The organism is Paenibacillus sp. Paensp111 (assembly GCF_059492195.1).
In genome coordinates this window covers 615,827-628,156 of the sequence record NZ_CP168527.1, presented here as the reverse complement: position 1 = coordinate 628,156, position 12,330 = coordinate 615,827, and the positions used below count along the sequence as shown (strand labels likewise).

The window sequence follows — 12,330 nt, the reverse complement described above, 5'->3', positions numbered from 1 at the left end:
AGGTAACTGATTCGCTGGCTTGACCTAGAGTTGCTGTGTTTCTGGCTTCTCTCTTTAGTCCCTCTCTGTTACACCCACATGCATATCCTCGCTCCGTTCTCTGAAGAACAGCTTCATCAGTATCGGCGTAACCATCGTGGTAATGAGCACTACAATAACCAATACGGTCATCATTTCCGGGGATAATAACCCGGATTCAAGCCCAATTGCGGCTATAATCAGCGCAACTTCACCACGTGACACCATCGCTGCGCCAACAGCCATGGCGCTCCGCCAGTTGAAGCCGGCCACCCTTGCGCCGATTGCCGAACCGAACAGCTTGGTCGCGATGGCCAGCAGGCTCAGCAGTACAATCAGACCGAGATGAGCCGACATGCCTGTGAAATCCACCTTCACTCCTATGGTTGTGAAGAAGACCGGAACAAAGAACGCGTAGCTGATCGTCTCCACTTTCTCTGTCACTTCATGTCTGTATCCCGTCAAGCTGATAGAGATCCCAGCGATATACGCTCCGATGATCGCCGCGACTCCGGCGTATTCCGCCAAATATGCGAAGGCAAAACAGAGTATAAGTGCAGCAGACACGACTGTCTCGGAGACGCGCAGCTTCGCAAGCCTCCGCATTATCCACGGAACCAGCTTCCATCCGCACAGGATCGCTATGGCGAAGAAAGCTATTTTTTTGAGAATAACCAGACCTAGATTAACATCTCCACCAGACAGGCTCATCAGGAAAGCAAGGGCGATAATCACCAGTACGTCATCGATAACGGCAGCACCCAGAATGGTCGTGCCCTCCCTAGACTTCAGCTGCCCCATTTCCTTCAGAGATTGCACCGAGATACTTACACTTGTGGCTGACAGCAGCAGTCCCAGGAACACGGCATGCAGCGGAGGCATGCTCAGAAGAACTCCGGCTCCGTAGCCAAGGGCTAACGGAAATATCACACCAGCCAGCCCAACATAAGCCGAAGCTCTCCCTGTTCGTTTGAACTCTTCGGTGTCGGTCTCCAGTCCCGCGATAAACATCAGCAGAATCACACCGATCTGGCTAATCTCATTCAAGACATCCGTCTCCTGAATAAGTCCAAGCAGGGCCGGTCCTAATAGAATCCCAATCAATAATTTGCCAAGCACCGCGGGCTGGCGCATCTTCACGCTCAGATCCCCGGCAAGCTTGGACGCCAATAAAATAATCGCCATGTCAAAAATCAGCATATGCTTCCACCTTCCCTTTCTTCTGTATCGCAATAGTTATGGCCTTGCTATATAGACAACAAGAGCCTGCCACCACGGGATAACTGTGATTAGACACAGATCTCCCTTGGTGACAGGCTCCTCCAGGTACAACCTATTCAAATGTTAGATGTCTTCTAATCCGCCCACTCCAGACTCCGAAGCAAGCGGGCCTTAAACAACTCAATCACGAAATCGTTGTAGTGCTCCTGCCGCACGATAATCTTATATTCATAATTCGCGTACGCATAGAACAGCACATCCGTGTAGTCTGTATTACTATCGAAGACCTGCTGAACAAGCCGTAACTGATCGACAGAATTTCCATCGTGAAGCTTGATACTGAACTCCACATCCGTGCCATCCTGGCTCTCCTGGAGATCAAGTACAGTTGAATCAAACTTATAGGTTAGCATAACCATCCCCCGTTCCTCACATCAAATAACGCAGGTAGATATAGACACTCGACAGTGCTATGGATAGCAGCATCAGCGGAAATCCAAGCTTAAGGTAGTCCACGAAGCGGATCGGGTGACCTTCCTTGCCGGCAAGGCCTGCCACAATCAGGTTGGCACTCGCCCCAATCAAGGTACCGTTCCCTCCCAGGCAGGCACCAAGTGCAAGACTCCACCATAACGGCTCCAGGTTTTGCATACCCATTTGGCCCATTTCCTGAATCATGGGAATCATGGTAGCCACAAAAGGAATGTTATCCAGGAAGGCTGAAGCAATAGCGCTGAGCCACAGTATCAGCATGGAGGTAGCCAGCGGATCTCCTCCTGTCCACTCCATAGCCCCTGCCGCCAGCCTGGCAATCACATGAGTCTCCACAAGACCTGAGACCAGAACGAACAGTCCGACGAAGAAGAAGATCGTCGTCCACTCTACCCGGCTTAGTGCCTTCTCCATCGTATGCTCCCCGGTCATTAACAGGAGCAGGAATGCTCCCGCAAGGGCTACAGTTGCTGACTCCAGATGCAGCGTCTGATGCAGGAAGAATCCAAGGATGGTTAGCCCAAGGATAACCAGACATTTGCGGAGCAGCTTATGATTAGTGATCAGCTCCGAATTATCGAGCTTCAGCAGGCTTGCCTTGAGCTCGGGTGTCGTCTGGATTTTCTTCCTGAACATCAAAACGAGCAAAGGAATATAGGCCAGCATGATAATGATAATAATCGGCGTCAGATTGGAGATGAAGGCCATGAACGTCAATTCTTTGACCGCTGAGCCAATCATAATATTCGGCGGATCTCCAATCAGTGTGGCCGTCCCCCCGACATTGGAGGCGATAATCTCGGTGAACAGGAACGGCACCGGGTTCACCTTCAACTGCCTGGTAATGCTGAACGTTACAGGGACCATGAGCAGTACGGTTGTCACATTATCGAGGAACGCCGAGCCAAAGGCCGTTATAATCCCCAGTACAATGAGTATACGTACGGGTTCGCCCTTGACCTTCTTGGCCGCCCAGATCGCAATGTACTTGAAAAGTCCCGTCTCCGCGGTAATACTTACGATAATCATCATTCCAACGAGCAGTCCGAGTGTATTGAAGTCAATGTGTTCCAGAGCCGTCTCCTGGCTGACGATCCCGAAGGATACCATCAGTATACCGCCCAGCATGGCAACAATGGTCCGGTGAATCTTTTCTGAAATAATCAGTGCGTAAATAACAAGAAATATACCTATTGCCCAATAAGCCTGTTGTTCCATACGTCCCTCCCCTTCGTCGTCCGTGTTCTGTGTGCTTCTCTGTGGATGATAATATGCCCGGAAAAAGACAAAAAGAGCCCGCTGTTGGCAGGCTCCTCCGGTGATCTCCGATATCAAATTCTAAGCTATTATATCAAGGCGTACCTGAACATGTAAAGGTTAATTGTGCTCGGACTTCTGATTCTGACCGCTGAGACCAAGCCTCAATACTAGCGGCTTAATCGTTAATCCCTGTACCAGCAGCGAGAACAGAACTACGCTAAAGGTCAGCACCAGCACATCTTCCCGCCCTTCGAACGACTGCGGCAGACTAAGTGCCAGCGCAATGGACAGGCTTCCTTTTAAGCCTCCCCAATTGAGTACGGACTTCCATGACCTTGGGAAATTCCGCAGCACCGATACACTGGTATACAGCGCAAGGGTCCGTCCAACGAGCACAATCACAATGGCCAGCAGGATCATCTGCCACCTGTGGGCAAAATCAATATTTTTGATCTCCAGTCCAATCATCAGGAAAATCAGTGAATTTGCGATCAAGGTGATGACATCCCAGAACGAGTTAATGTTCATTTCCGTGGTCTCCGACATGCCGATCTTCGCGCCATAACTGCCAAAGATGAGTCCGCTTACCACCACCGCAATAACGCCCGATACGTGGAAATGCTCTGCGATAAAGTAGCTGCCGAAGAACAGCAGCATGGAGAACCCGATCTCCAGCGGATAATCATCGTAGAATCGGATAATCTGCGAGAAAATGTAGCCCATTACCGCCCCAATGGCCATGCCGCCCAGTGCAAATTTAAGGAAAAGGAGCACTCCACTTCCGATTCCAAGAGCCCAGCCCATCTCCATATAAGACAGCAGGTAAATAGAAGATATCTGGAACAATACCACGGCAATACCGTCATTGAACAACGACTCGCCTTCAATAATCGTGACCACTGACTTCGGCACACCGAGTGATTTGAAGATCGAGATGACGCTAATCGGATCTGTTGCGCTCATCAGGGAAGCGAAGGTAAACGCCACAATAAGCGGCAGGCCCATCACATAATAGCTGCTGAGTGCAATAATCAGGAAGGACAACAGGGTTCCTCCCAGGGATAAGGCCAGTACGGGCTTGCTCTGCTCTCTTAGATGCGAGAAAGGCAGCTTAAGTGTCGCATCTCCAAGCAGGATTGGCAAGAATAGGGAGATAATGACCGCCTGAAAAACATGCGACTGTGTTATGTACGCCTCAGCCTCCTCTAGGAAAGGAATATGCGTCACACCCAGCAGAAGACCGACGATAACCAACGCTATCGAATAAGGCTGGTTCAGCTTCTTGGCAATCGCAATCACGAACATGGAGACCGCCAGAAGAATTAATAATTGGATGAAAATTTCGTTAAATTGATGCATGACCCATTTGGCCCTCCTTCATCTCTATATCTGAACTCCACAGCGCACTCCATACTGACTAAGGAGCTTACTTTCTCTTTCTCATCATAACCAGGTATGTATAGTTTAAAGCACTTGCTGAGCCCGGCTAAGCTTCACAATGAGAAAAAGACAAAAAGAGCCCGCTGTTGGCAGGCTCCTCCGGTGATCTCCGATATCCAATTCTAGCGTCATTATAACAAGGAGCAGCTCAAAATGTAAAGAATAATTCCCCAGTCTCTAAGTCTGGATCAGGAATTTCCCCTCCTACCGGCACATATAATTAGATGCATGAATTTCAGGAAGATATCGGTAGAACGGGGTGAATCATGTTGACAGGGATTAGGAACATTTCAACTTGGGAGGAACATGCCTTCTGGATTGCCATATTGCAGGATCATGCCATATTCGTACTCGAAGGGCTGGCCCCTTATGAGAAACAGTGGATAGCTGCGGCAGATCAATATATTCAAGCATTTGGAGATCTTCTTATCAAATTGAATAATTTGCCTGGGGATGAAGCTGTAAGCTCAGAAAGAATGATCCAGCTAGCCAAGGAAATCTGGCCTGTCGCCAAGGGATACTATGATTTTGAAGGGAGTTTGCAGAGACATCGAATCAACAATGAAGTGCAGATTAGTCTCTCTCCCACTTATTTCAACGGTACTCTGAATGAGAACCAGGAGTACTTACGCCAGCTGTCATATTATGTACAGGGACAACCGGCACCCGTGCTCTCCATTGTCGAGCTGCTCGATCTGTGGCTGGAAGACCAGCTTGGGCATGCTATTCTGCTACGAAATATGCTTGATCCCATAGAGATAGATCTTATTCATCGTCTCGATGGTTACTCCCAGAAATTCGAGAGCTTTATGATCCAGAACCGGGAAATGAAAAGTTATCTCCGGTTCACTCCTCCCGGATTCAGACGCCAGCAGCTTATGGCTCATGAAGTAGGCGTAACCGTACTTGAGATGAACAGCTTCATCAGTATGGTGGTCACGCGTTTCAAGAACACGGAGGTATTTAACAAGACAAACCTTCGGTTCCTTGAGCATCATTTCCCCGAGACCTGCTATTTCCTTATAAGCTTAAGTGCCTATGTACCTGAGTTAAGGGATGTTGCCTCGAACTGTTCACTGAAGAAGCCTTCTTTTCAGTCTTAAAGTTAATTAACAATAGAGCCACCAATCCAAAAAAGACTCGTAAGATCAGGTAATTCTGATTCTACGGGTCTTTTATTCTATATTTCCTCCCCCGCAAAAAAAGCTTGCTCTAGAGTTAACTCGAAGGTGTATATTGGGTTCATGGAAAAGTTATTAACCATTCGTCAGGTCGCAGCTGTCACTGGTCTTAGTGTCCATACTCTTCGCTATTATGAGAATATAGGCCTTCTGTGTTCCATTGATCGCGATGAAAATGGGTATCGTTGTTATTCTTCAATGGACGTTACTTGGATTGAATTTCTAACCCGTCTTAAAGCCACGGGAATGTCTATTACCAAAATGCAGGAAATTGCTGAACTCCGGAGGCAAGGTGATCCAACTCTAACGGCAAGGAGGATTCTTCTCGAAGAGCATTATACTGAAGTTCAGAACAGAATTATGGAACTTCAGAAAAATCTTGATTTACTGGCTGATAAAATCGTGACTTATAAAGGAATGGAAGATAATTACCGATTAAGGCAAAAATCCTCCGGGTAAGCAGCACAGATCTTCTCTATTTAAAACTCACGAACATCAAATGGATGAGTCCACGGCTATTTTTCATTTGGTGTTGGAGAGTTTCACTCACAATACCAACTAAACACATGAAATTAATATGTATAATGAAAGGATGAATTCTTTTGCATTCCAAAAAATCATTTCTCACTTATGCTATTGCCCTCGGCGTATTTGGCATTACAAATACAGAGATTGGTATCGTGGGCATATTGCCAATCATAACCGATAAATTCCATATAAGTGCATCCCAAGCTGGTATGCTCGTTAGCATGTTTGCCCTGATCATTGCCATTTCCGGTCCATTCATGACCTTATTATTCTCTGGAGTAAATCGGAAAAAGATTTTGGCTGGCGTGCTAGTTGTTTTTACGATCTCTAACCTTCTATCCGCCTTTGCCCCAAGTTATAACCTCTTGATGATGTTTCGGCTAATTCCTGCTTTTCTCCATCCTGTCTACTTCTCAGTTGCCTTTGCGGCAGCGGCAAGCTCTGTCCCAAAAGAACAAAGTGCCCTAGCGGTAGCTAAAGTGTTCACCGGGTTAACGGTGGGGATGGTATTAGGCGTTCCGATCACATCCTTTATAGGAGATCAGTTTTCACTTGAAGCCGCGTTTCTTTTTTCCTCCGTCGTCCATGCCATTTCACTGCTTGGCATTCTGATCTTCCTTCCATCTATGCCCGCTGAGAGACGGTTATCCTTCGGGAAACAGCTAAATGTTCTGACCAAGCCCCAATTGTGGCTTAATATTGCAGCCGCTTGTTGTATCCTGGCGTCCTTATACTCTGTCTATGCCTATTTTGCTGAATATCTCGAGGTCGTGACAGGGATGAGCGGTAAAATGGTAAGCATCATGTTAATTCTATTTGGCGCAAGCGGGATCATTGGCAATATGCAGGCCGCTAAATTTCTGAGCAGAAATATGGTAAAAACCATTATTTCTTATCCTCTTGTGCTCGGAGCTATCTATTGTCTGATCTACTACCTCGGAAGCTATTCCATTCCCATGAGTATTATCATAATTATATGGGGGGCTGTATTTACCGGCGGCCTGATTGTAAGTCAAACTTGGTTAACTTCTGAAGCCTCAGAAGCACCTGAATTTGCTAATAGCCTGTTTGTCTCCTTTGGAAACTTAGGGATCACGATTGGCACCACCATAGGCGGATGGTTTCTATCCCAGATGGGAACACACCTGATTGCTTGGAGTGGAGTATTGTTTCTCGTGCTTGCTTCTGCATGTATTGGGTTGAAAATCAAGTTGTTTGGTTCGAAAAGGGGATTCGAGACTTCTACGGATAACTTGAGCTAAACTGCTGCAGATAAGTGGCGGGACACGCAACCAGCCCAATTAAACCCATACTATCTCTCATTAAAAAGAAAATGACCAGCAGGATCACTCATCCTGCTGGTCAATTATCTTTTCTCTATCCTGTTACTTATGTCGGTTCCTTCTGTCATAGGCAGCCCCGAACGCGATTCCCAGAGCAACTCCAATAGTAATTCCGACAGCTATATTGTGCATAGTTACACCCAGTGCAGCTCCAAACGCAATCCCTATGGCCAATCCTCTTCCCATGCTTTTTCTTCTCATCATGGCAGCACCTCACTTTATTTGTTAGTCTGCTGTTGGGCTATCAGAAATCTATACTTTCTTTAGACCTTTTCTCTTGCTCAACTGGACAAGGATATAGATGTTCCCGACTATCGTGATACCACTTATAATCCCTTTAAAGAAATCATTAATGGGCAGCTCATAGTGATTCGTTAATATCAATGTATTAGTGAGACACAGCATCAGCATGATTAACAGATAGAATTGCTTTGTCATTTCAATTCCTCCCTTAGATCTTGTAAGCCTGCATAGCCTTGCGGACTTCCTTCCAAGTAGGACGCTTGCCGTACATCAGCACCCCGGTGCGGTAGATCTTGGCGGACAGCCATCCGAACACGAAGATCGAGACAAGCAGGATCAGGAGTGACAAGCCAACCTCCCACATCGCTACATCTCCAAGGCCCACACGGATCAGCATCGATACCGGGGAAGTAAATGGGATATAGGATGCGACTTTGAGAATCATTGAGTTAGGAGATGAAGCACTGAAAGTTCCAATATAGAACGAAGCCAGACTGATCATCGTAATCGGCATAACCGCTTGACCCAGGTCTTCGGTTCTGCTGACCATAGAACCCACAGCAGCGAACAAAGTTGAGAACAGCATATATCCGAGTACATAGAACACTAATCCATAGAGCAGCACACTGAGATCAAGCTGATTGATATCAATATTGAGCTGACTGAACGCCTCGCGGTTATGAGGCAGCATTACATTGATCGCAATTACCGCCCCGAAGATTCCGATCTGCAGGATCCCAATCAGGAACATGCCTACAATTTTGCCGAACATTTGGGTTAACGGAGACACGCTGGTAATCAGAATCTCCATAATCCGCGAGCTCTTCTCGGAAGTTACCTCGGCAGCAATCATATTCCCGGTCATCATGGTCGTCATCCAGAACAGCACGATCATAATATAGACGAACACATAGTTTGCACCGGTCTGCTTACCTTTGCCCGAAGCTTCCTTACCGTCCTGCCCCTTAACCTGCTGGGCGTCGATCTGAACCGGCTGGTTCAATGCGGCTACCTGAGCATCAGTTAGGGACCCTTTGGTAATATACTGTGTCTTCACAATTTGCAGTCCGCTTTGCAGGGTGCTTTGAAGTCCCATGTCGAGACTGCCATCCTTCGAGGTATACACTGCCTGCGGGAACTGCCCGGCTGGTGCATCCTTGAACTGCAAGTACCCGTCTATCTTCTTATCTTCAATATCTTTGGCGAGAACCTTCTCATCGGCCTGTTCATACTTAACCAGCTTGAAGCCCGCTTTCGGCTGACTTGCTGCGAACTGCTCCAGACGAAGAGCAATCTCGGATTGACTGCCGTAGATCAGCCCGATCTTGGTGTCTTTATTGCCATCATCCCCAGTGAACAATTTGATCAGATATGGCACGTTAACCCCAATGGTAACCAGAAGTGCGAATATAATCGTTGTAATTACAAAAGCCTTAGTCTTCACCTTATTCCAAAATGTAAAGCCAATTACCGTACCCAGCTTATTCATTGGATTCACCCACCTCTTGAATAAAGATTTGGTTAAGCGTCGGTTCTTTAATCTCGAAATGTTCAACTTCTGTCTGCTGCATTGCCATATTCAAAATCTCTCGTGCGGCCGCAACGTTAGTAATATGTATCAGGTAGCCGCGTTCACGCTTCTCAACACTTTGCACGCCCTGTATTTGTTCAAGTCCTGTTACTTCTCCTGTGGTGTTCAGTACAATCTGCTCTCTCGGATAACGCTGCTTGATCTCTCTGATGTTGCCTTGCAGAACCGGGTTGGAGCGGTGAAGAATCGTAATCCGCTGACACAGCTCCTCAACGTGCTCCATTCGGTGGGTGGAGAACAGGATGCTGGTGCCGTTATCGCGAAGCTCCTTCACGGTAGACTTAAGAATTTCAACATTCACCGGGTCCAGACCACTGAAAGCCTCATCCAGAATGAGGATCTTCGGACGGTGAACCACGGCTGCGATAAAGCCCATTTTCTGCTGATTCCCTTTGGAGAGCTCTTCAATCTTCTTGTCGTAATACTCAGGCACTTCGAACCGGTCCAGCCAGTAGCGGAGACTCTTGTCGGCATCCTTGGATGACATCCCGCGCAGACGGGCCAAATAATTAATCTGATCACTAACCTTCACCTTCGGATACAAGCCCCGCTCTTCAGGCAGGTAACCCATGCCGTGCTGAAGCTCGCTGCTGTAATCCTTGCCGTGATACTGAATACGTCCTCCATCGGGGTAAATAATCCCCAGAACCATCCGCATCGTCGTGGTCTTTCCGGCGCCATTCCCGCCAAGCAGTCCGTAAATCTCGCCTTCTTTCACATCGAGCGAGACCCCGTTCACGGCTGTCTTCTCCCCATACTGCTTGAACAGATTGTCAATTACCAAAGGTTGTGTCATTAAAATTCTCCCCTCTTCCATTTGATCTCTTCAGGCAACTCGCCCTTCATCCATAGTGTGAGAATGTCCTCCAGCTCAAGCCCCCGGCTCTTCAATATACTAACACCGCGGTCTACCAAAATGTCTTCAAGTTCTGCCAGATTCTGTACCAGAAGCCGCCAGTTGGACGGGCCATCCTCGTGAATCTCAAGAATATCCGGCAGTCCTTCGAGCTGGGCTCTATCTGTCCGAACCCACAGCTCCTTCCAGTTCCCCATCAGCACATCCTTCTCCACCATGCCTTTGACTTCGCCCTGATGAACTAGCGCGATATAGTCGGCCAGGCGCTTCACCTCATCCACAATATGAGTGGACAGCACAATCGTGATCTCCTCTTCCTCGAGGCAGCTGCGGAGCACGTCAATCATATGCTTCCAGGCAAAAGGGTCCAGTCCCGATGACGGTTCATCCAGCAGCAGCAGCTTGGGCCGGCAGGCTAACGCTGCCGCAATCTCGAACTTTCGCCGCTCTCCCTTGGACATCTTGCTCAGCTTCACCTTCTCAGGCACCTCGAAGCGTCTGAGCAATTCCTCAAGCCTATGCTGGTCCCATCTTGGATACCAGCGTGCCCTGAAAGCAGCCGCTTCCTCGGGAGTCTTATGATTCTCTTCATATAGAGGAACCTCAGGCACATAACCAATCAGCTGTCTAAGCTCTGTTGGCAGCACCCCGTGAGCATTCCTGCTGAACCAGATTATCTCCCCTTCATCTGGCTGGAGCGTCTGCAGGATAAGATTCATGATTGTGCTTTTCCCGGAGCCATTAGGTCCAACCAAAGCCACTACATAACCGGACGGTATTTCCAGATTCAGCGGCCCTATCGGCTTCCGCCTTCCGCGCTTGCGGATCCCGTTCATCTGCACGGCCAATGCTTCTGTCACTTGGCATCCTCCTCCTTCTGATTGCTGTGATACTTCTTCTTCAATATTTGTAAAAACAGTGTCTTAAGCTCGTCTTCTCCAAATTGAACGGCAAGCCCAGCGTCTACAGCAGCCTCTACCGCTTCCTGTACAACCGTTCTCCGGTACTCACTTCGTTCGCCCTGGTCCACCTTGGCTACGAACGTACCTGTTCCCTGCCTTGTTCGTAGAAATCCCTCGTTTTCCAGATCTTGATATACGCGCCGAATTGTAATCACGCTGCAGTTCAGACTTCCTGCGAACTCCCTGATGGAAGGAAGCAACGTTCCTTCCTCAATCTGCTCACTGACAATAAGCGAGCGAAGCTGTGTCTTGATCTGGTGATACAAAGGCTCGGCGCTGTTCTCATTAATTTGAATGGGAATCCACACCCTTCGCACCTCACCTTCAGTTCTCTAAGTCAATTATGTTGGTTGTATATGCAGCGGGACTGAAGGCTCAAAATGATCGTCACCCGAAGACTTAAGCCAAATCCCTTACCGCCATCTTCCGGAGCGTAATCCGGCAGATCAGGGCTAGAACCAGTCCTCCTACCGCCAAGGTTCCCCACATTAACGGGGAGAGCAGTCCATATTGCTTCGAATAATCCATCACAAAGCGGACAAGATTGCCCCCGTTCATATAGATTACGAAAGCCAGGGAGGCGACCAACGCATTCACGGTAATGCTTGCCCACATGTAGATCACTCCCCGCTTCAGGAATTCGTAATAGATATAACTGCCTGTCATGAGCAGCCCGTAACCCACCCATGTAATAACAAAGGATATATAGCTTACTGCGTTCATCTCCACCCAGTAGGAATAGGACATAACCAGCAGGAAGCCGAAGAAAATTACATTATTGAATACCAGGGCGAATAACAACTGAATGATTCTACTGCTCATGATAAATTTCAGCGGGATAGGAAGAATTCGGTAGTAGTACAGCATCTTCGTATAGGAGTCATCTTTAAGGTAACGAAATCCCCTCCGGCAGAATAGAAAGCCTGTAAGCGGAACGAGCAGCAGAAGCATGAAATCCGGCAGGGGATCAACAGGGCCGTTGTCACTCCTCGTGAACAAAAAGCTGGTTGTCAGGCCCATATAGAGCATGAAGACGACATTCCATAAGAGATAGAGTGGCGCACTCCTTAAATTGTTCCAAAAAATAAACCAACCTTCTCTCCACGTGTTCAATCAAAATCAACCTTTCTTGTCTTGATGTAAAAGATCCGTTTTGTAGGGTACAGTGTGTAAGCACATTTGCTGTATTGTTTAC

14 protein-coding genes are annotated in these 12,330 nt (G+C 47.8%); 3 read left to right on the top strand and 11 right to left on the bottom strand.

The window, feature by feature from the left end:
• Nucleotides 1-54: 54 nt before the first annotated feature.
• The 4 genes from ACEN86_RS03005 to ACEN86_RS02990 all read right to left on the bottom strand — a co-directional run bounded on the left by ACEN86_RS03005 (nt 55) and on the right by ACEN86_RS02990 (nt 4,350).
• Complete coding sequence (locus tag ACEN86_RS03005; RefSeq protein ID WP_495632892.1) at nt 55-1,218, bottom strand: cation:proton antiporter; 1,164 nt, start codon at nt 1,216-1,218, stop codon at nt 55-57.
• A gap of 155 nt (nt 1,219-1,373) precedes the next feature.
• Nucleotides 1,374-1,652, bottom strand: a complete 279-nt coding sequence (locus tag ACEN86_RS03000) for a hypothetical protein (protein WP_495632891.1) — start codon at nt 1,650-1,652, stop codon at nt 1,374-1,376.
• A 16-nt stretch (nt 1,653-1,668) separates the two neighbouring features.
• Entirely contained in the window at nt 1,669-2,949 is a 1,281-nt protein-coding gene (locus ACEN86_RS02995; RefSeq protein ID WP_495632890.1) for an ArsB/NhaD family transporter, read from the bottom strand.
• Nucleotides 2,950-3,108: 159 nt separating this feature from the next.
• Nucleotides 3,109-4,350, bottom strand: coding sequence for a cation:proton antiporter (locus ACEN86_RS02990; RefSeq protein WP_495632889.1), 1,242 nt, complete (start codon nt 4,348-4,350; stop codon nt 3,109-3,111).
• A 347-nt stretch (nt 4,351-4,697) separates the two neighbouring features.
• On the opposite strand from ACEN86_RS02990, the gene ACEN86_RS02985 reads away from it, so the two are divergent.
• The 3 genes from ACEN86_RS02985 (at nt 4,698) to ACEN86_RS02975 (ending at nt 7,402) form a co-directional block, all read left to right on the top strand.
• A complete protein-coding gene (locus tag ACEN86_RS02985; RefSeq protein ID WP_495632888.1) occupies nt 4,698-5,534 on the top strand; it encodes a DUF2935 domain-containing protein in 837 nt (278 codons plus the stop codon).
• A 141-nt stretch (nt 5,535-5,675) separates the two neighbouring features.
• Nucleotides 5,676-6,071 carry a MerR family transcriptional regulator gene (locus ACEN86_RS02980; RefSeq protein WP_495632887.1) on the top strand — a complete coding sequence of 132 codons (396 nt, stop codon included), beginning with the start codon at nt 5,676-5,678 and terminating at the stop codon, nt 6,069-6,071.
• Nucleotides 6,072-6,214: 143 nt separating this feature from the next.
• The gene (locus ACEN86_RS02975; RefSeq protein WP_495632886.1) at nt 6,215-7,402 is read left to right on the top strand and encodes an MFS transporter; all 1,188 of its coding nucleotides are present in this window, start codon (nt 6,215-6,217) and stop codon (nt 7,400-7,402) included.
• A gap of 123 nt (nt 7,403-7,525) precedes the next feature.
• On the opposite strand, the gene ACEN86_RS02970 is transcribed toward ACEN86_RS02975, so the two are convergent.
• The 7 genes from ACEN86_RS02970 to ACEN86_RS02940 all read right to left on the bottom strand — a co-directional run bounded on the left by ACEN86_RS02970 (nt 7,526) and on the right by ACEN86_RS02940 (nt 12,164).
• The gene (locus ACEN86_RS02970) at nt 7,526-7,687 is read right to left on the bottom strand and encodes a glycine zipper domain-containing protein (protein WP_495632885.1); all 162 of its coding nucleotides are present in this window, start codon (nt 7,685-7,687) and stop codon (nt 7,526-7,528) included.
• Nucleotides 7,688-7,735: 48 nt separating this feature from the next.
• Nucleotides 7,736-7,921 (bottom strand): hypothetical protein, encoded by a 186-nt coding sequence (locus ACEN86_RS02965; RefSeq protein WP_495632884.1) that lies wholly within the window; start codon nt 7,919-7,921, stop codon nt 7,736-7,738.
• Between the two features lie 13 nt (nt 7,922-7,934).
• Nucleotides 7,935-9,215, bottom strand: coding sequence for an ABC transporter permease (locus ACEN86_RS02960; RefSeq protein ID WP_495632883.1), 1,281 nt, complete (start codon nt 9,213-9,215; stop codon nt 7,935-7,937).
• Nucleotides 9,208-10,113: an ABC transporter ATP-binding protein gene (locus ACEN86_RS02955; protein ID WP_495632882.1), complete on the bottom strand. Its 906-nt coding sequence runs from the start codon at nt 10,111-10,113 to the stop codon at nt 9,208-9,210. The genes ACEN86_RS02960 and ACEN86_RS02955 overlap by 8 nt, the downstream gene beginning before the upstream one ends.
• Nucleotides 10,113-11,033 carry an ABC transporter ATP-binding protein gene (locus ACEN86_RS02950; protein ID WP_495632881.1) on the bottom strand — a complete coding sequence of 307 codons (921 nt, stop codon included), beginning with the start codon at nt 11,031-11,033 and terminating at the stop codon, nt 10,113-10,115. The genes ACEN86_RS02955 and ACEN86_RS02950 overlap by 1 nt, the downstream gene beginning before the upstream one ends.
• A complete protein-coding gene (locus ACEN86_RS02945; RefSeq protein WP_495632880.1) occupies nt 11,030-11,443 on the bottom strand; it encodes a GntR family transcriptional regulator in 414 nt (137 codons plus the stop codon). The genes ACEN86_RS02950 and ACEN86_RS02945 overlap by 4 nt, the downstream gene beginning before the upstream one ends.
• 91 nt (nt 11,444-11,534) lie before the next feature.
• Nucleotides 11,535-12,164: a hypothetical protein gene (locus tag ACEN86_RS02940; RefSeq protein WP_495632879.1), complete on the bottom strand. Its 630-nt coding sequence runs from the start codon at nt 12,162-12,164 to the stop codon at nt 11,535-11,537.
• Nucleotides 12,165-12,330 lie beyond the last annotated feature (166 nt).